The 18,500-nt window shown below is 70.4% G+C and carries 14 protein-coding genes and 1 pseudogene; 9 read left to right on the forward strand and 6 right to left on the reverse strand.

Annotation, left to right across the window (positions count from 1 at the left end):
• Positions 1–499 precede the first annotated feature (499 nt).
• Positions 500–916, forward strand: a complete 417-nt coding sequence (locus tag IE244_RS36020) for a hypothetical protein (RefSeq protein ID WP_191877790.1) — start codon at positions 500–502, stop codon at positions 914–916.
• Complete coding sequence (locus IE244_RS36025) at positions 913–3,525, forward strand: tetratricopeptide repeat protein (RefSeq protein ID WP_191877791.1); 2,613 nt, start codon at positions 913–915, stop codon at positions 3,523–3,525. Before IE244_RS36020 ends, IE244_RS36025 begins: the two co-directional genes overlap by 4 nt.
• A 178-nt stretch (positions 3,526–3,703) precedes the next feature.
• On the opposite strand, the gene IE244_RS36030 is transcribed toward IE244_RS36025, so the two are convergent.
• On the reverse strand, positions 3,704–5,353 hold the full coding sequence (locus IE244_RS36030) for an immunity 49 family protein (protein ID WP_229854631.1): 1,650 nt from the start codon (positions 5,351–5,353) through the stop codon (positions 3,704–3,706).
• A 483-nt stretch (positions 5,354–5,836) separates the two neighbouring features.
• Here IE244_RS36030 and IE244_RS36035 point away from each other — a divergent pair, with 483 nt between their 5' ends.
• Entirely contained in the window at positions 5,837–5,983 is a 147-nt protein-coding gene (locus tag IE244_RS36035) for a hypothetical protein (protein WP_191877793.1), read from the forward strand.
• A gap of 94 nt (positions 5,984–6,077) precedes the next feature.
• A complete protein-coding gene (locus tag IE244_RS36040; RefSeq protein ID WP_191877794.1) occupies positions 6,078–6,671 on the forward strand; it encodes a hypothetical protein in 594 nt (197 codons plus the stop codon).
• A 248-nt stretch (positions 6,672–6,919) separates the two neighbouring features.
• Here the strand turns inward: IE244_RS36040 and IE244_RS36045 are convergent, their stop codons facing one another.
• Both IE244_RS36045 and IE244_RS36050 read right to left on the reverse strand, forming a co-directional pair.
• A complete protein-coding gene (locus IE244_RS36045) occupies positions 6,920–8,506 on the reverse strand; it encodes a multicopper oxidase family protein (RefSeq protein WP_191877795.1) in 1,587 nt (528 codons plus the stop codon).
• A complete protein-coding gene (locus IE244_RS36050; RefSeq protein ID WP_191877796.1) occupies positions 8,503–8,955 on the reverse strand; it encodes a hypothetical protein in 453 nt (150 codons plus the stop codon). The genes IE244_RS36045 and IE244_RS36050 overlap by 4 nt, the downstream gene beginning before the upstream one ends.
• Before the next feature lie 77 nt (positions 8,956–9,032).
• Here IE244_RS36050 and IE244_RS36055 point away from each other — a divergent pair, with 77 nt between their 5' ends.
• A complete protein-coding gene (locus IE244_RS36055) occupies positions 9,033–9,479 on the forward strand; it encodes a MarR family winged helix-turn-helix transcriptional regulator (protein ID WP_191877797.1) in 447 nt (148 codons plus the stop codon).
• A gap of 90 nt (positions 9,480–9,569) precedes the next feature.
• Here the strand turns inward: IE244_RS36055 and IE244_RS43280 are convergent.
• Positions 9,570–9,782: pseudogene (locus IE244_RS43280) on the reverse strand (pYEATS domain-containing protein); the annotation flags it as partial.
• A gap of 148 nt (positions 9,783–9,930) precedes the next feature.
• Positions 9,931–13,995 carry a hypothetical protein gene (locus IE244_RS36060; RefSeq protein WP_191877798.1) on the reverse strand — a complete coding sequence of 1,355 codons (4,065 nt, stop codon included), beginning with the start codon at positions 13,993–13,995 and terminating at the stop codon, positions 9,931–9,933.
• A 547-nt stretch (positions 13,996–14,542) separates the two neighbouring features.
• Here IE244_RS36060 and IE244_RS36065 point away from each other — a divergent pair.
• The 3 genes from IE244_RS36065 (at position 14,543) to IE244_RS36075 (ending at position 16,732) form a co-directional block, all read left to right on the forward strand.
• Complete coding sequence (locus tag IE244_RS36065) at positions 14,543–15,016, forward strand: hypothetical protein (protein WP_191877799.1); 474 nt, start codon at positions 14,543–14,545, stop codon at positions 15,014–15,016.
• A gap of 194 nt (positions 15,017–15,210) precedes the next feature.
• Positions 15,211–15,810 carry an isochorismatase family protein gene (locus IE244_RS36070; protein ID WP_191877800.1) on the forward strand — a complete coding sequence of 200 codons (600 nt, stop codon included), beginning with the start codon at positions 15,211–15,213 and terminating at the stop codon, positions 15,808–15,810.
• Between the two features lie 10 nt (positions 15,811–15,820).
• Positions 15,821–16,732, forward strand: a complete 912-nt coding sequence (locus IE244_RS36075; RefSeq protein ID WP_191877801.1) for a GlxA family transcriptional regulator — start codon at positions 15,821–15,823, stop codon at positions 16,730–16,732.
• Between the two features lie 58 nt (positions 16,733–16,790).
• Here the strand turns inward: IE244_RS36075 and IE244_RS36080 are convergent, their stop codons facing one another.
• A complete protein-coding gene (locus tag IE244_RS36080; RefSeq protein WP_308436309.1) occupies positions 16,791–17,162 on the reverse strand; it encodes a peptidase inhibitor family I36 protein in 372 nt (123 codons plus the stop codon).
• Between the two features lie 241 nt (positions 17,163–17,403).
• Here IE244_RS36080 and IE244_RS36085 point away from each other — a divergent pair, with 241 nt between their 5' ends.
• Complete coding sequence (locus tag IE244_RS36085; RefSeq protein ID WP_191877803.1) at positions 17,404–17,955, forward strand: SMI1/KNR4 family protein; 552 nt, start codon at positions 17,404–17,406, stop codon at positions 17,953–17,955.
• Positions 17,956–18,500: the final 545 nt, after the last annotated feature.

Here is an 18,500-nt window from a genome sequence, read left to right on the forward strand (position 1 = left end):
CGGGAACGCGGAAATACCCGACCGAGCCCACGGTACTGTCACGCAGGCGCTGACCCACTGTGGAGTCGCCTACGATGCAGCCCGCGCGTTGGCGACAAGCTTGCTGGGCGAGCCGGAACCAGGCGAGGGTCCCCGTTGGACCGTGACTGCCGACAGCCCGATCGTCATATGTTCATCGCCCTACAGCCCCCGCCACATACCGCTCGCTCTCGGCATCACATCAAGCCAGGCCCACTTCCTCGCGGACGCCCTCGACGCATGCGGGTGACATCCACGGCTGACATCAACGCCGAGGACCGCCAGTGGTCCTGAGGTGGGCTGGAGGCCGAGCAGTCTGCCGTCTTCGGAGTCCAGACCTCGCTCAGGCGGCGGTCGCCGCCCCAAAAGCGGCGGGAACCGCCCGACGACGGAATCTCCAAAACGCCCCTTCTGCCCGGGCTCTTCATTAATATTCCGACCACGGCGTGCTGCCGGTGTCCGAGGCCATTGGGGGGGTTGGATGGACAACTCGATGATTGACGGAGTGGTATCGGCCGTGACCGCCGCCGCGGCGACCTACGGTCGGAACGTTCTCGGCCACGGCGAGGTGGCTGCGGAAGAGGCCACCGTGCGACTGGGGCGGCGGCTGCTGGAGCGGCTGCGGCGCAATCCCGACTCCGACGCGCAGATGTCCAGAGCGGTCCTGGCCGTTGCCGACGATCCGGCGGACGAGGACTACACAGCCGTACTGCGAGCCAAGGTCGAGAAGGCCCTCGGCCGCGAGGACGGTCTGGCCGACGACCTGGCTGCGCTGCTGGCCGAGTCGGGGGTCGGCCGGGCGACGGTCTCCGGGGACCGGTCGGTGCGGATGACGACCAACCACGGCATCGTGTCGCTGGGAGACAACGTCCGCAACAGCATCGCGAACCCTGGATGACCGAGGCGGACAGAGCCGCGGCTCGCGCCGTGACCCTCGGCGCGGACAACTACGGCATCATCTCCACCGGTGACGACGCCACCAACGTTCTGGTGGTCTTCGACGGACCGCCGCCAAGCCCCGTCGACACCGGATTTCCGTCGCCGCCGGTCTCGCTGTCCCCGGCTCACGTGGCAGGGGCGCCCGTTGTGGGACGTGAGACGGAGATCGCCGAGCTGCACGCGGCGCTGTCGGAGGCTGCGGGCCCGGGCCTGATCGTCAGGGCGCTGACCGGGCTCGGTGGCGTGGGCAAGTCGACACTGGCCAACCACTACGCCGAGGTCCACCGGGGCGGCCACGCCCTGATCCACTGGCTGAGTGCGGAGAACCCGGACGAGATCGAAGCTGGCCTCGCGGGTCTCGCCGCCCGGCTTGACTCGCGCTGGGCGGAGACCGCCCCGCCATCGGCGGCCGCTTGGGCCACGGCCTGGCTGGGCGCGCATCGCGGGTGGCTGCTGATCCTGGACAACGTCAACGACCGAAGCGACATCACCCCCCTGCTGGCCCGACTGGCCGAGGGACGGTTCCTGATCACCACAAGGCTGGCGACCGGCTGGCGCGGAATCCAAACCTTGGCCGTGGGCACGCTGGCGCCGGAGGCGGCCGCGAAAGTGCTGCGCGGGGCAGGCGCCGAGCTCGACGACGCCGCAGCCGCGGACCTGTGCCGTGCGCTGGGACACCTGCCGCTGGCTCTGGATCAGGCCGGCGCCTATCTGGAGGAGACCAGGACCGAGGCTCGCGAATATCTCAGGCTCCTGGCCGACGACCGCGCCAGCACGCTGCGCGACGCCGCGACCGGCACGGCCCGGGACCGGACCGTATCCGCGGTCTGGTCGGTGACGCTGGACCGTCTGGCCGAGCAGGAACCGGTCGCGGTGGAACTCCTGCGGGCTCTGGCATGGTTCGCGCCGACCGGGATCCCGCGGCGCCTTCTGGACCCGATGCCCGACCAGGCAGCGGCGAACCGCGCCGTCGGCCGACTGAACGCCTACAGCATGATCACCTTGAAGAACGACGACGGGGACCCTGTCGGCGCCCGGATCTCGGTGCACCGCCTCGTGCAGGCCGTCACCCGCACGCCGGAAGCCGGTAACCCGCATCGCAGCGCCGACGCCGTCCGCGAAGGGTGGACCAACGCCGTCGCGCTGCTGTCCGCGGCCTTCCCGGCGGAGAATGCCCTGGCGGACACGGCCACCTGGCGCCTGCTGCTGCCCCACATCGACGCGCTGTTCGCGGAATCGGCCGCCGAGGATCCGCTCCCTCTCGCGGACGCCCTGTTCATGAACACGGCCATCCACCTGATCCAGCAGAGCCAGCAGCACCGCGCGGTGCCCTACCTGGTGCATGCCCTGCGAGCCCGCGAGCGTGACTTCGGACCGAGGCATCCTTTGGCCCTGACCATGCGCGTCGCACTCGCCTCGGCCTACGAGGAGTCCGGGGACCTGGCGCGCGCGATCCCGCTGTTCGAGACGGCCTTCGCCGATCGCCGAGACGTGCTGGGCCCGGACCACCCGGAGACCCACACGTCCCGGGTCCGCCTCGCCAGCGCCTACGAGGCAGCGGGCAGGCTCGACCTGGCGATCGAGCAGCTCGGCCAGGCGCTTGACGACTCTGAGCGAGTGTTCGGCCGCAACCACCCCTGCACCCTGATGGCGCGCAACAACCTGGCCCACGCCTTCGATTCGGCGGGCCGACCGGACCTGGCGATCCCGCTGTACACCGAGGTCCTGGCCGATCACGAGGGCGTTCGGGGCCGAGATCACCCGAACACGCTGACCGCGCGCCACAACCTCGCGTACGCGCGTGGCGCGGCAGGCCGACCGGACCAGGCGATCTCGCTGTACACCGAACTCATCGAGGACATGAAACGGGTGCTCGGCCCGGACCACCCGCAGACCCTCAGCACCGGCAACAACCTGGCGTCCGCCTACAGGTCACTGGGCGACCTCGAACGGGCGACGGAGCTGTACGAGAGAACGGCCGACGACCGCGCACGGGTGCTGGGGCCGGACCACCCGGACACGTTGACCTCTCGCAGCGACCTCGCCCTCATCTATCAGGTCGCCGGCGACGGGGAGCGGGCGATCCCGCTGGCCGAAGCGGTCCTCGCCGACCGGCGGCGTGTCCTGAGCACCGACCACCCGGACATTCTGACCTCCCTCAACATTCTCGCCGGCTGCTACGACGCGGTCGGCGCCACGGATAGGGCCATAGCCCTGTACGAGGAAGTCGTTCGCGACCGCACAAGGGTCCTGGGCTCGAACCATCCCGACACGCTGATGGCGCGCAACAACCTCGCCTGCGCCCTCGCGGAAGCCGGCGACCTGGCCACGGCGATCCCCGTCCTGCACACGGTCCTTCGGGATCGCATCCACGTCCTGGGCCGCGATCATCCGCATTCGATCACCTCCCGGGGCACCCTCGGTGGCGCCTATCGGAGAGCCGGCGACTTCGACAGCGCTCTGACGTACTACAGGGAGGCCCTGGCCGACGCCCAACGTGTGTTGGGCGAGGGCCACGGGTTGACCGCGCAACTCCAGAACCGCGTGAACACGCGGCAGGACTGGTGACCTGGCAAGAACGCTGGTGGAGAGAAGAAACGGCTGAGCGCAGATCGCCCTCACGTCCTGGTCGCAGTCGGCGTAGAGCAGACGTGTCAGCTCAAGCCGTGACTCGTGGACCATGCGGTCACGCATCGACGGCTCGCAGACAAGCGGTCCGTTGCTCTCCGGGCTGCCAGGCCAGCTCCTAGAAGGGTTCAGCGGCCCGCAGAAGACTCTGTGGAAGGTAGGGGGATTCGACGCGGATGGCCCAGCCGCGGCGACGGGCGTGGCAGGCCAGCGCGAGGATGTCGAGGTTGACGGAAGCATCTGGATCGTCGGCGCGGTCGGCGACCTGGTAGTAGTCACGGTGGGCTTCGAGCGCGTCGGCCAGGGCCAGGTTGAAGCTCTCCTCGTCGCCCTCCACGAGTTGTGACAGCAGCACGGCCGGCGGCATGGCGAAGCCCCAGTCCTTGGCTTTCTCGGCTTGTCGCAGCGCCCGCTGCGCGGCCGGCTCGGGATCAACGCCCTTGAGGTAGGCGTGAAGGGCTTCGCGGTACGCGCTGAAGGCGGAGCGGTCCGGGCGGGCGAAGGCGGGTCCGGTGAGGACCAGCGGGGTGAGGTCCTCGCGTGCGCCGGTGATGAGGGCGAAGGCGGTGGCCGTCTGCCAGTTCCCGGCGGCGGCTTCCTCGCCCCGCTCGGCCGGGTAGCGCAGTGTGCGGCCGTCGACCTTCACCTCGGCTTCGGTGCCCGGTTCCGCGAGGGCGATGCGGAAGAGGGCCGCCCCCGTCTGGGACGCGAGGCGAAGGTTCGCGAGCTGCGCGTCCGTGACGCCGCCGGAGCTCCCCGCACGCCACTTGAACAGGCGCGCCTGATCGCCCATGACGCTGCCCAGCAGCCCGACATCCAGGGGTTCTTCGCCGTCGGGCGTGAACGCCTCCTGGATGTGTTCCTCGTACATGGCCTCGATCCGCGGGTTCACCGTCCGCTCGCAGACCGGCCGCTCGACCACCAGCGGGCCCGCGGCGAGCGCGGCCACCGCGTCCGGCCGCCGGTCCCGGCCGAACCCCGCGACCCGCGGGCCTCGGGTCTCGAAGCCGGTGACCAGCGCGTGCGGGAGGTAGTCGGTGTGGACGGCAGGCGCCCAGCCCAGGGTTCGGTACGCGAGCGCGGCGAGGGCGATGGGGACAAGCGGGAGAAGGCTGCTCGGGGAGGCCGCGGGGCTGTGCAGGGTGGTGTGCCTGGCCAGGAGGTCGGCCAGTGCGGCATCGAAGGCTTCCCGGTCCTCGGCGGTCAGGGCGCGCAGCGTGAGCAGCGCCGCACTGCCCGGCCGGTCCAGAAGCGGCTCGCCGGTCTCCCGGGCGCGGGTTCGGAGGCGGTCCAGGGCCGCGTCGACGGCTGTGAGCTTGGCCTGCGCGCTCGGCGGGTACTCCTCGTCGTCGCCGGTGTCGTCCAGGACCACGGCCGTCAGTCCGGTGGCGAGCTCGCCGATGGGCGTCCCCTGCGCCCTCTCGGCGAACTTCTGCCGGGCGAAGTGGAAGGCCTCGCCGTGCCACTTGGCTTTGTCCCTGAGGACCGCCAGGCAGAGCGCGTCGATCCACTCCCCGGGCGTGACGCTCTCCTCGGGAGCATCCTCACCGGGGCCGTAGCTCATGCCGAAGTTCACGTACTCCAGGAAGACCTGGAAGCTGCAGTGCGGGTGGTACGCCGCGTAGGCGACAGCGCCGGCCGCGGCTTCGGATGCGTCCTTGAGGGCGGCCTTGGCCTCCGGGGTGTCGAGGTCGGGTGTCTCGACGGAGAGGGCGCCCAGGTAGTCGAGGAACTCGTCTGCGATCGACTGCCATTCGTAGGTGGCCATCCGGCCGCCCCTCGACATGGACCGCACCTGGCGCCCGATGCGGTTCGTGAAGTCCTCACGTGCCGCCGACACGACGGGGCCGCCAACCTGGTGACGCTCTATCCGCACTACCCTGCTCCTTGATCGAATCTCCGCGACAGCCTAGGCGAAGGATCTGACAAGCCAGCGGCTGCTGTGCACGCAGCACGAACCAGCCCCGTGTCGAGAGAGTGGTGGCGGGTGCGTGGGCGGCGGCGCCCCAACTGCATGTGGCTGGGGACCAATCTGTGGGTTTTGCACCTGACCGCGGAGCAGGTCGAGTCGGCGGAGTTCGCCTGGCAGCCTGCGGCCGATCCGACTGCCCTCGTAGGAAGTCCCAGCGAGCAGGCGGTGGTGACGCACCGCCAGCAGGTGTCAGGGTGCCCGGCTCTGCCACCCGGACACCGGGCTGGGCTCCGACCAGGGCCCTGCGTGGGGAATTCGTCGAAGCAGCGGGCTGGCTCGATGGCGAAGACGGGGCGGCCGATGGCCCAGCCGGTGTTGTCCGAGGACGAGCGGGCGGCGCTGGTGCGCTGGTCGCGGCGGGCGAAGTCCTCGCAGGCGCTCCTCGCGGGCCCCGCCAATTGGCCTTTCAACGACTCCGTGGTGTAGAAAGCTCCGTCGATCAATCATGATCACATCACCGAGCTCTCTCATTCGGGGGAATGGAAGAATGACATCAACTCGCCGTGTTCTCAGCACGGTTGTGCTTCTGGCTGCCCTCAGCGGCGTCGCCGCCTGCGATCCGGACGACTCCGACGCCGCGGGCGCGACCGGAGGTTCCGGCAGCAGCGCCTCGCCGTCGAGCGCGCCGTCGGCTACGGCGTCCAAGGCATCGGACACCGGCAAGCCTGGTAACAGCGACCCGACCGATGACGTCGATGGTGACGGAAAGGGCGGGGACTGCGGCAAGCCCCCGACCCTGCCCGCAGGACACACGAAGTTGAAGGTCGAGCTGATGCGTGACTCCAGCGGCTTCGAGGCCGCGGAGGCCAAGCCGCACTGCACGCCGAACGACTGGATCTACGGCGCCGAGAAGGGGGCTCAGACCAAGCACTACGTCCTTCCCGAGGGCGTCAAGGCATATCTGGCCCTGGCTGCCGGCCCCGGCAAGTGGAAGCAGGTCGACCATGAGCAGCTGTCGCTGCACATCGACCGCTGCCTGGCCGAGGAAATCGGGGCTCCCACCAAGGACTACCCCAAGGTGAAGGCGCCCTACGGCTGCTTCGGCAACATCTACGACGTCACGCTGAACGCCAAGGGCGAAGTCGAGACGATGAAGGAGATCTGGAGCGTCTGACGACGGCCGTCAGCCCGGCCGGAGTTCACGCTCCGGCCGGATCATCCGGCGTTCCCGGTGCCGAGTGGTGCCGCCGACTGCATGTGCTAACTCCACGGCGTGGCGCTCGCGATGGCCGGCCGTGTCGAACCTCGGCGGCCGGCCTCCGCTGGAGCCTCGCTTCTCGCGGCTGGCGCTCTGGTCACGCTTCTGCTGCAGGGGCACGCGGCGAGTGATGTCGCGCATGCCCCTGTCCCAGTGGTGCGACGTCACTGCGCGGTGGTGAACTCCGCCATCATCGCCATGTCCTCGTGTTCGAGGTTGTGGCAGTGCAGCAGGAACCGGCCCGCGTAGTCGGTGAAACGGACCGCGACCTCGACACCCTGCGCGGGCAGCACGTCGACGGTGTCCTTCCAGCCCGCGTCGAACGCCCCGGGAGCGGCCGCGTTGCGGCTGACCACCTGGAACGGGTCCAGGTGTAGGTGGACGGGGTGGTGGAAGTCGGTGACGAACCGCCAGATCTCCACCTGGCCGAGCTTCGGCATGGCCAGGGAGCGACCGGGCTTGTAGTCCTGGCCGTTGATCGTCCAGTTGTCCTGCGACTTCTGGAATACGAAGGTCCGGGCTGCCACGGCCTTGGCCGGGTCCAGCTTCTCGACCTTGGCCAGCGTGCCGCCTGGCGCCCGGGAGTCGTCACTCACCGAGGCGCTGCTGATGTCGAAGCGCATGACCTCGGCCGTCCCGCCGCTGCCGAGCCGGTTGACCAGCCGGACGCTGCTGCCGACCGGGTAGCGGGCGAAGTCGACCACGAGGTCGAAGCGTTCGGCCGGGGCCAGCTCGATCGCGTCGTGCGCGACCGGGCGCTCCAGCAGGCCGCCGTCGGAGCCGATCTGCAGCAGTCCCCCGCCGCCCGGCGGTTGCGGGTCGAGCTCCAGCCGGTAGCGGCGCGCGTTGGAGGCGTTGAGGATGCGCAGCCGGTAGCGGGCGCGGTCCACCGGCGCGACCGGCCAGGGCGCGCCGTTGACCAGGATGACGTCGCCCAGCACGCCGTTCATGTAGGCGGCCTGGACGCCAGGCTTGACCTCGCTCGCGTCCAGCGCGGGGCAGGCGAAGGAGCCGTCGGCGGCGAACGAGCGGTCCGCGATCATCAGCGGCAGCTCCCGCGGGCCGTGCGGCAGACCGAGCGAGGCCTCCTCGTCGTCGCGGACCAGATGGAAGCCGGCCAGCCCCCGGTACACGTGCGGGCCGGTGAAGCCCATCGTGTGGTCGTGGTACCAGAGCGTCGCGGCCCGCTGGTTCATCGGGTAGTCGTAGACGCGCTCGCGCTGGACCGCCGCCGGGTCCATACCCGCCATCCCGGCCATGGAGCTCGCACCGGGCCCGCCGGTGCCGCCACCGAGCGGGGCGGTCTGGTCCATCGGGTAGCCGTCGCTCTCGTGCGGCGTGTGGCCGCCGTGCAGGTGCACGACGGTCGGGTGCGGCAGCTCGTTGCGGTGAGTGACCACCGTCCGGCGGCCTGAGCGCGACTCGATCGTCGGGCCGGGGAACATGCCCTGGTAGCCCCAGACCTCGGTGTCGTGACCGGGCACCAGGTGGGCCAGGCCCGGACGGGCGGTGATCTTGTAGTAGTCGGTGGTGCCGTCGGTGCGGGTCGGCTGGAGCACGGACGGGATCGGCAGCTGCACCGCGTAGCGCTTGGGCAGGGGCACCCGGCTGCGCAGCAACAGGCCGGGCTGCCCACCGGGGATCAGCCCACCGAGCGTGGGCAGGCCGACCGCGACGGCCCCGGCCCCCAGGGCGCCCACGGCGCCCACTCCGAGGAACTTGCGCCGGCTCCAGGGGTTCGTGCCGCTCATGCCTGGGCCTCAGCCAGCTCGGTGGGCTCAGCCGATTCGGTGGCGGCCGCAGCGGCGGCCTCGGCCCCCGGCTTGAGGCGGAAGACGTCGGTGACGAACTTCTCGGCCATCACGAAGATGCCGACACCGAGCGGGATGTGCAGGATCAGAACGCGGCTGAACCCGAGGCTGATCTGCGCCACACACAGCACGAGCAGGATCGCGTACCGCAGGGCGAACACGCTCGGCCCTCCGCCGAGCCGCCAGACCAGCAGCGCGGCGATGACGGTCAGCAGGACGGCCGTCGAGAGGATCATCGCGGCCTTCATGTGGGCGTCGAGCAGGGGGTAGGTCCCTTGCAGGAACCCCCCGGCCAGGAACGGCTGCGCCAGCGCGAGCAGTGCGACGAGCGCTGCGGTGACCCGCAGCGTGCCCATCGGCCAACGCGGACGGGCAGGTTGGAGCGACATGTGTATCCCCCAGTACTTTCGTGTCTGATGAGACAGTCTCACATGAGATCGTCTTGCGCACCCCTATACTGAAACCGATGAACGAGACCCCCGCCCCGCAGCGGCCAGCCCTGGGCCTGGCCCTTCGCCACGCCCATCTCCGGGCGGCGCGCCTCTTCGCGCAGGAGCTGGAGCCGCTGGACCTGGAGAACCACCACGCCGGGATCCTCCTGCACGTCGGCCTGCTCGGGATGCACACGCAGCGCCAACTCGTGGACAGCATGGGCGTGGACAAGTCCACGATGGTCCGCACGCTGGACGTGCTCGAGGCACGCGGCCTGGTGCGCCGCGAGGCGCACCCGACCGACCGCCGGGCCCACGCAATCGTGGTGACGGACGCGGGCCGGGCGATGCTCGACCAGGTCACGGCGGCGGTCACGCGCACGGACGAGCGGATGACCACGTGCTTCACACCCGAGGAGCGGGAGTTGTTCCACTCGATGGTCGTGCGCTTCGCCTACGCGCCCGCCGACGAACCGACCTGAGGCAGGTGTGGTCGCTGGTTCCTTCGACCAGGAGCTTGCCGGGGCCGCGGCTGGCGCGCGACGCCGCCGAGGCCACCACTCCGCTGTCAGGTTGAACATCCCCCAGGCCGCCGTGGTGAGCCCGAAGCCGGTCGCGCGATTCGTGACGACACGGTCGGGGTCCCGGAATGTTGGGTGCAGGTGATAGACACCCCTGGTGACACGGTCGAGATCGGAGTCGCTGTCGCCCTCAAGGGCGATGCGAAGCCGGAAGTACCTGTAGCCGTTGCGGTCGAGTGCACCTTCGCGGTGCGCGCTGTCCACCGAGCGCGTGAGCGAGCGGCCGACGCAGACGCTGATTCCCTTCTGTGAGCTGCCGGTTCCCTTCCAGGGCCGCCTTCACCGTGGAACAGGACGGGCTTCGGGGGTACATGTGGGTGGGGAATCACCGGCACGACATCCTCCTGTGCCCCTACGGGGCTACGCCCTCCCAAGCCCGCGTGAACAGCACCGGCAGCGGGGCGGAGGGCACCGCGGTCAGGTGTGATGTCGACCGGTGCTCCCTGGCCAGGGGCAGCAGGCCGAGCTTCGACGCCTCGATCGGGAGGCGGGGCGGCTTCCGTTCCTGCCAGGCGCCCGGCAGGAAGAGGGAGCGGCCCGCACGTGACCGGAGGGCACGCAGCACGCGACCCGACGCGTGCAGCTCGGCCTCCGCTTTCTTGTAGCGGCCGGGCTTCCAGCCGGTCCACGTCTTGACGTTGCGGTCCGACGGGTCCGGCAGCGCCAGCAGCATCAGGTAAAGCGACGCGGCGTCCTTCCCCAGCCCGAAGGCCTCGGCGCAGCCCTCCACAAGATGCGGCACGGACCGCGCGGGGTCCTGTTCCCAGCCCGGGGGGCGCTCGCCGTCGGTGAGCAAGTGCGCTCCGAGCGCGGCGAAGTCGTCGCTCAGCAGCAGCCGCAGATCCGCGACGGCGGGCAGTCCCGAAGGGCTGGGCAGCCACTGAGAGGGCAGTACGGAGTCGAGGTAGGTGTCCAAGGCCTCCAGCAGAGGATCATCGGGCCCCTTGAGCGCGTCAGGGTCCACACACAGATGACGCATGTCGTACGCCGCGTCGGCCACCTCCGTGACCGCCGGATGAGCGGTGAGCGCCTCCGTCGAGGGGGGCGGGCCCATCAGGTAGTTGCTCTGCAGTGAGAAGAGCCTGAGCGGACCGGGGGCCGAGGACAGCTCCTCGCGCAGCCGGGATATCGCCGCGCCGGCCGCGGAGCGCGACGGGTCGCCGGCCGGGGTGCGGTAGGCGAGCCAGGCGGCGATTCTCGGCAGGGCGAGCAGGTGCGGTTCGCCCGCCAGGCCCGCGCGGTGGGAAGCCAGGCAGTCCGCCCCGGTGGCGAGTCGGCCGAGGAGGGCGGGCAGCCGCAGGTGGGGCCACCAGCGCCGGTTTTCCCCGCAGGACTGCCGAGTCATGGCCGCCTCGCCCTGGGGCGGGAGTGTCTCCTTGGCGGCGAGGGGCAGGAGCGCGGTGGGTACGGGCAGCGGGCTGCCCAGTTCCTCCAGCCACCACTCGGCGGCCCGGTCCACATCGGGCCCCGTGGCCCACAGCTGCTCGGGGTCGTCGGGAAGGAGCTTGTCGTAGAACGTCGTGAAGAACCGGGGGGCGAACGCGTCGGCCAGTGCGGCAACCGCTTGTTCCGCCTCCTTGCGCCGGACCTTCCAGGACTCCAGGTCGGCGGAGTGGTGGCCGGAGAGGTAGCCGTCCTCCTCGTCCAGCTGGTGCGGTGCGCACGGGACGTGTGCGGTCAGCAGCGCCGTGGCCTCCGCCTGGGAGAGGCCCAGGCGCTCCGCGAAGGCTCGTGCGAGCTCCGGGCGGGCCGGTGCCGGTCCGTGCTTGCGGTACAGCTCGGCGAAGCGCGTGAACCATGCGCCCGTCCGCACGGGCTCCAGCACATGGGCACACGTGAGCTTCACGCCTGCGAGAGCCAGTGGGCCGTCCTCGGGGTAGGCGCCGTCCAGGGTGTACTCCCACAGTGTGCGCCGGGGGTCTCTGCCTCCACTGGCCAGGACGTAGGCAACGGACGTGTCCGTCCGGAAGACGGTCCCGGGAAGCGGGGCGTTGATGTCGGTACGGTCCTCGGGAACCTCGCAGTGGACGATCCGCCAGTGGCCCGGCTCACCGGTGACGAAGGGGTGGGCGGCGTACATCATCAGCGACCGGGCCGCCGAGCCGCCCGGTGGCGAGGAGACGGCGCACAGGGCGAGTGCCGCGGCGCACGCGTGCGTGCGCCGGAACCGGCCGTTGCGTGGCACGCGTTCGAACGTGGTGGTGGCCCGCCCCAGGTCACCACCCCAAACGGCCGTGCCCTCCTTCGCGAGCGCCATCATCTGACGGCTCACCTTGTCCTCCGGCTCCTGCGACCCCGCGTCGGTGGTCGGTGGCACATCACCCTCGCCTGGGGTGAGACAGCCGACCAACCGCTCCAGACCCGCACGGCAGTTGACGGCCATGACCAGGGAGCGGGCGGCCCGGCTGTGCATCGGCTCGCCCAGTTGCGGCAGCGCTTCCAGGATCGGTCCGCGATTGGGTCCCCGGACGCCCTCCCGCTCGACGTAGTAGGGCTGAAGCCTCCCCAGCAGCTCCTCGGCCTGTGCACGCGAGACGGTGTCGGGCAACTGCGCCATCAGCAGCGGTACGACGTCCACCGCCGCGAACTCGGCCGCCGCCTCCGCGTCCTTGAGGAGGAGGTCCACCGCCACGCCCACGTGCACGAGCCGGCCGAGCAGCAGGACCAGTTCCTCGAAGTCGACGCCCGTGCGCAGCTTCGCCCGCTCGCGGCCGAACCAGGCCCGGATCTCCTCGTGCCCGATCGGGTTGTCGAACAGCTCGGGGATCCGCTGCCAGCCCTTGGTCTCGTGCGGCTGGTACCAGCTGTTGGACGCCAGGTCCTTGGTGGTCATCTCCAGGTCGGCTCGCACCCGTGCCCGCAGCTCCCGGGCGAAGCGCTCGTCCGCCTGCAGGTGCTCCAGCTTCGGCCGGTGGCTGAGCTGGATGCAGGACAGCTGCGACGGGCCGAGCAGCTCCGGAGGGTCGACGACCGGGGCCGCGTGCTCCAGAAGCAGGTCGATCAGGTCGAGGGGGGTCCTACCGTCGGCAGACTCGCCGATTCGCCGGTAACGGAACTGCACGGGCACACCGTCGGCAGCCAGCTTCGGCGCGATCCGCTCGGCGATCTCGTACATGACGGGCCAGGGGCCGTTCCTGTCGCTGTTCGACAGGACGCACGCGGACAGCCAGGCGGCGGCCTCGCCGACGGGCAGCCCCGGGACCTCGCCGGTGAGCAGCGCCAGCGCACCGGTGCGTTCCAGCAGCTCCCGCCACACCCGGGAGCTGTCGCCGAAACGCCGCGGACGCAGCCTCAGTACCTGGCGAGCGGCCTCCGGCGCGTGCCTGCCCAGCAGGTCCATGGCCCGGCCCTTGAGGCAGTCGGTCCAGAACTTGTCGTCCGACAGTGAGACACCGCCGACCGCGAACATCTCCCCAAGCAGTGTGGCCAGTTCCGGCTCCGGTTCGAGACCGGCGGCCTTGGCGAGCTTGCGCACGTCGACGGCCAGCTGCGGATACACCTCGGACGACGCCCGGACACGGCGGACCACCACCTGACGGAACCGCGAGAGGTCCGCCTCGGTCGCCTCTCCCTTGACGGCCAGCTCGCGAGCCCAGGCCCGCAGGACCGTGGTGGAGAGAGCCTTGCCCTCGGCGTATGTGAGGTACCGGCCCAGCAACCACTCCTTGTCGACCTTGCGCGCCTGCACCCGCTCGGCGGTGCGGGCACGCCCGAACCAGGCGGCGGCCGTCGCATGCTCGCCCTGCCGCAGGGCGAGGTCGGCCATCTCGTCGAGGAGCGTGATCAGCAGCGCGGGAAACGACTCCTCCATCCCGTGGAGAACACTGTCGACGTCCGCCTTGTAGGCGAACCTCCACTGCTGCGTGCGTTCCTGCAGGAGCAGGAGCTTCTCGGTCGCCGGCTCCTCGAAGCCGGGGTGGGCGGCGATGACCCGCTCAGGGAAGGGAAGGGCGCCGTCGGAGGGGGCCGGTATGCCGGTGGAGAAGCAGCCGTCCGGATGCCAGTGCTGCCCGCGCATCAATCGGTCGCGGTACGGGATGAGCTGTTCGGGAAACACCTGGGTCAGAGTGCGGCCGTCGAACCCGGTGTACGTACGGGCCCACAGGCCACCGTCACCCAACGCGTCGGTCAGCTCGACGGACTCGGCCTCCAGAGCCTCCCGCCACAGCGGGTCCGCGTCGGCCAGGGCACGCGGCACACGGACCCCGTCCGACGCCCACTCACCCGCCTGCAGACGGCACGCCTCACGGTGCCTCCGCAGATGCGTCCGTGCGCCCAGCAGGGCTACGAGCCCTGGAGCACCCGCGATCGCATCGGGGAACTTCTTGAGCCTCCGCCCCTGCGGATTGCGGTAGACGACCTCCAGATCATCCGTCAGTTCCGCGGTGTAGCCGCCCTTTTCCACACGCTTGCCCATGCGCCGGCCTTCCCCCGCATTGCTGGTTCGATGATCACACGTTACGCGGTGTCACTGACAATGCCGCTCAACAGGCCTGACCGTCGCAGCCGGCAGACCGGCCGAAGGGGCGCGCCGGCCCGGACCGGGATCCTCGTCGGTCGATTCCCGCGGCTGTCGGGCAGGACAGCCGAGCCTGCCTAACGCCGGTCGTAGGTCACGGTCCACGGGCCGGCCGTACCTCCGCGCCCCGGGCAGCCGACCGTCCCCGCGGCCGACACCCCGCTTGTCCTTCACCGAACTCCTCAAGCGGCATCACAGCAGCAGCACCCACCGAAGCCCCAAGACGGCCGTATGGGCCTTCGCGCGCAGACGGCGGAACCATGACCAGGAGCCGCGGTTCGACGGCGGGCACTGCCTCTGCCCCACCAGCCGACCCCTGACGCCCGACCACACGGCGGGGTCGCCGTGCGGAGCGGTTGCTTCCCGTCGCAGTACTGCCTCGGACAGGCGCGCAGTCAGTGAAGTGGGTCTGGAATACAGGAAGCGGTCAGTAGTCTCAAGCACCATGGGCATTCAGATCGATGTAGTGGCGAGTTACCCGATCAACGACGAGATAGAGAGAGTGCTCGGATTAGCAGAGGCGGTCGGCGAACCCGTCACTGTCACGTTCATGTGGGAGGGGCGAGAAGAAGCGGAACGCGCGGTGCTGGTGCCCGCCGCCACACTGGCGCTCTGGGAACACTGGGCCCCCACCGCCTACCCGAAGAGTGACACTGGGGACGAGAGCCGGGCTGCGGCCGAGGAGCCGGAACTGGCCCATCCAGCGGAATTCGGCCCGTTCACGCTCTTTCGTCGTCGCGACGGAGGGCGCACGGCGGTTGCTCGCAAAGGTGTGGTGGTCGCCGAGCTGCTGGACCCCGACGAGGCGTACTGGCTCCAGGAATCGGCCCGCAACGTCCGCCAAGGCTTCATGGACCCGAAGCAGAAGGCGGCGTTCGAGGAGTTCCTTGCCCGGCAGGCATCCGTCGATGAACGGTGACACGGCAGGCACCCGCCACATCGGCATGGCAGCTCGCTGCCGTCGACGGTGAGATGCCGCTGACAGTGACGGCGGAGAGGGCGCGGTGGCGAGTACGCAGTGAGTGGTCACGGCTCCGGCTGTGACCTGATCGGTCCGTACCCGGACCCGATGAGGCCTGTCGCCACTTCGGCCCCGCCGGTCAGGGTGGGGGCATGACCCGAGCACTGATCGTCATCGACGTCCAGGAATCCTTCCGTGCCCGCCCGCTGTGGGAGACCATCTCCAACCCGAAGATCGCCGACCAGGTGGACCGACTGGTCCGGCTCGCCCGCCAGGCCGGGGACCTGGTGGTGTGGGTGCTGCATTCCGAGCCCGGCAGCGGCGATGTCTTCGACCCCGCCCTCGGGCACGTCCGGCTGATGGAGGAGCTGCAGCGCCAGGACGGGGAACCGCTGCTCCACAAGACTTCGCACAACGCTTTCACCACCACCAACCTGCAGCAACTCCTCACAGAGCGCGGCATCCGCGAGCTCACGGTCTGCGGCATCCGAACCGAGCAGTGTGTCGAGACCACCACCCGCGTCGCCGGCGACTTCGGCTACCTGGTCACCTTCGTCATCGACGCCACCGCGACCCACCCCATCCCGCACCCTGACGCTCCCGCCGACCAGAGCGTCGCCGAACTGCTGTCCGATCCCCGTACCCTGAGCGCCGAAGAGATCGTCAGGCGCACCGAGTACGCCCTTGCCGGACGCTTTGCCACCATCGCCACTGTCGGGGAGCTGGAGGCCGCGGCCGGGCCTCGGGCATGATGACCGGATCGTGAACCACATCGCCTTCCTCCTGGTGCCCGGAGTCCATCTGCTGGACCTGGCAGGTCCCGCGCAGGTCTTTTCCACGGCCGCCGATTTCGGGCACCCCTACACACTCAGTTACATCGCGGAGCAGCCGCTGGTCTCCACCGCTCAGGGCCTGCCACTGGTGGCCCGGCTCGACTGGCCCGAGCTCGGCCCCGAGGACCTGGTCGTGGTGCCCGGCTGGCGAGCGCCGACCCTGGCCGGCAGTCCTGCCATCGGCGCGGCCTGCCTGCGGTCTCTCCGGGACCACCACGCCAGGGGCGGGACCGTTGCGAGCGTCTGCGCCGGCGCCGAGGCACTCGGCCGCGCCGGCCTGCTCGACGGCCGCCGCTGCACCACCCACCACGATGTGCAGGACGAGCTCGCCCGCCGCTACCCCAGGGCGACGGTCGTTCGCGATGTCCTCTACACCGCCGACGACCGGGTGGTCACCTCGGCCGGCATCGCCAGTGGCATCGACCTGGCGCTGCACCTGGTCGCCACCCGGCACGGCCCCGCCTTCGCCGCCCAGGTGGCCCGGGACATGGTCGTCTACACGCGGCGCAACGGCCATGAACCGCAGGCCAGCGCGATGCTCCGGTACCGATCCCACCTCGACGACACCGTGCACCACGCCCAGGACCTGCTCGACGCCCGCTTCGACCAGCCGTTGCCCCTGTCCGACCTGGCCGCGGCCGCGGGGGTGAGCGAACGCACCCTCACCCGCCTCTTCACCCGCGCCACCGGCGGCCTCACCCCGCTGCGCTATCAGCAGACCCTCCGGCTCGAACGCGCCGAGCACCTCATCAGCCACGGCGCCACGGTCGATGCCGCCGCCCGCGCGGTCGGCTTCGCGGACACCCGTATGCTGCGCCGCCTGCGAGCACGTGAGCACTGAATCCTGGCAGCGACCGGGAGCGCCGCTGTTCGTGCCGGGGACGTCGAGGCGCCGCGCGTCAGCTCTCCCACACCTTGAATGCCCGTACCGGGTAGGGGATTTGGGGAACCCAGGTTCCACCGCCGGGATACGTGTCGAACTCGGCTGTCTCCTGGCACACGCCAGACCGGTACGCGGTGACCGGCCGCCCCGTCCGGTTGACGAGAGACCGGGCTTCGGTGCCCGGTGGCAGCGCGGTGCAGCTCTCCATGTCGACGTGCGCCAGGTCGTACACCTGCTTCCCGCCCTTGAAGCCGGTCTGCTTCCAGAGGCAGAGCTCCCCTGCCGCGCAGTCCCCGACGCGGCGCGCCTGGGCCGCCTGGGTAGCGGCTTGGGCGGACGTAGGCAGCAGGAAGACGGCCGCGGCCAAGGCCACCAGGGCGGCGGTCATGCGTCGAGTCCTCATGATCGGTTCAACGGTCGGACCGGAGCGGAGACACGCATGCCCACGCGGACTGCCCCGACGCGTCAGCAGCGGAGGGAGCTACCGGTCGGACTTCGGTGCCGCATTCGTGTCACTGGAGCTTAAGTGCCCTGGTCAGAGGCGACAACTGGCGACGCCCGCCAGTGGCGGCCTGGTCACGCGAGAGTACGGCGGCAAGCGGCATGGACGTGATTGTTACGGTCGCTGGATGGAGAGCTGGGACGAGGACGGCGTACGCACACGGATACGCGAGATGGCATCGAAGGACCCGGAGCGGCGGCGCTTCGGGGCGGACACGCACCGGTACGAGCTGGCGCCGCGGCTGCCGGAGGCGGAGATCAGGGCGTTCGAGGAATCCCACGACATCGCTCTGCCGATGGAGTACCGGACCTTCGTCGCCGAGGTGGGCAATGGCCCAGCCGGTCCGTGCCACGGGCTGATGCCGTTGACCGTTCCCCGCCCGGAGGCCGGCGAGGGGTGGGCCGTGGACGGCGAGTGGGAGGAAGACCGACTGCCGGGCCGACTCGCCGAGCCGTTCCCCCTCACCGAGCCTCTGCCCGGCCGGATCGGCGCACCGGCCGATGCGCTGACCCGGGGCACACTCATGCTGGCGGAACAGGGCTGCGGCATGTTCATCCGGCTGGTCCTGCAGGGGCCGCGGGCCGGCGAGGTCTGGCAGATCGATCCGGACTGGGGCGGCTTCGTGCCGGTGAGTCCCGGATTTCGCACGTGGTACACCGGTTGGCTGGAGAGCCCGTAGACACGAGCCGTACGTAGCGAGACCCGATGAGGTGCCGCTCAAGCGTTAGGCGACACCGGCTGGTGCGGGGAGGGCAGGGCCGGTCGGGTACCGGCAGCCGAGGTCACGCAGGCCGTGGTTGCTGCCGTCGACGCATTTGCCGGCCGCCACGCTCTGCAGGGACACGGTGGCCCCGCCGCCGGGTGGGAGCGGCGTGACCGAGAAGCAGCCAGGAGAGGATCTCCAGATTGCCGCCCCAGGCCCGGCCCTCGACTGCGCGCTCGGGTTGGTGCCAGACCCATCCGTCGGCGGGCTCTGAGCCCGGTTCCCGGTCGAAGGTGGCCCGGGTCAGCCCAGTCGCGGTCGGTGTCGCGTTAGCGCTCGGCGGGACGACGACGCCCACGGCGGCAGGACCCCTCGGCCGATCGCAACCCGGCCGAGGTCGTATCCAGGCTGCTCAAGGGTCCTGGGCTGCGAACCTTCCAGGACGAGTTGTGGGTGCCGTTCCCACGGGTGGTCGCGCCGACGTCCTCCTCTGGCGTCGACCTGACAAGGCGACGTGGTGT

Origin of the sequence: Streptomyces filipinensis, assembly GCF_014649495.1 — a bacterium.
GTDB lineage: Bacteria > Actinomycetota > Actinomycetes > Streptomycetales > Streptomycetaceae > Streptomyces > Streptomyces filipinensis.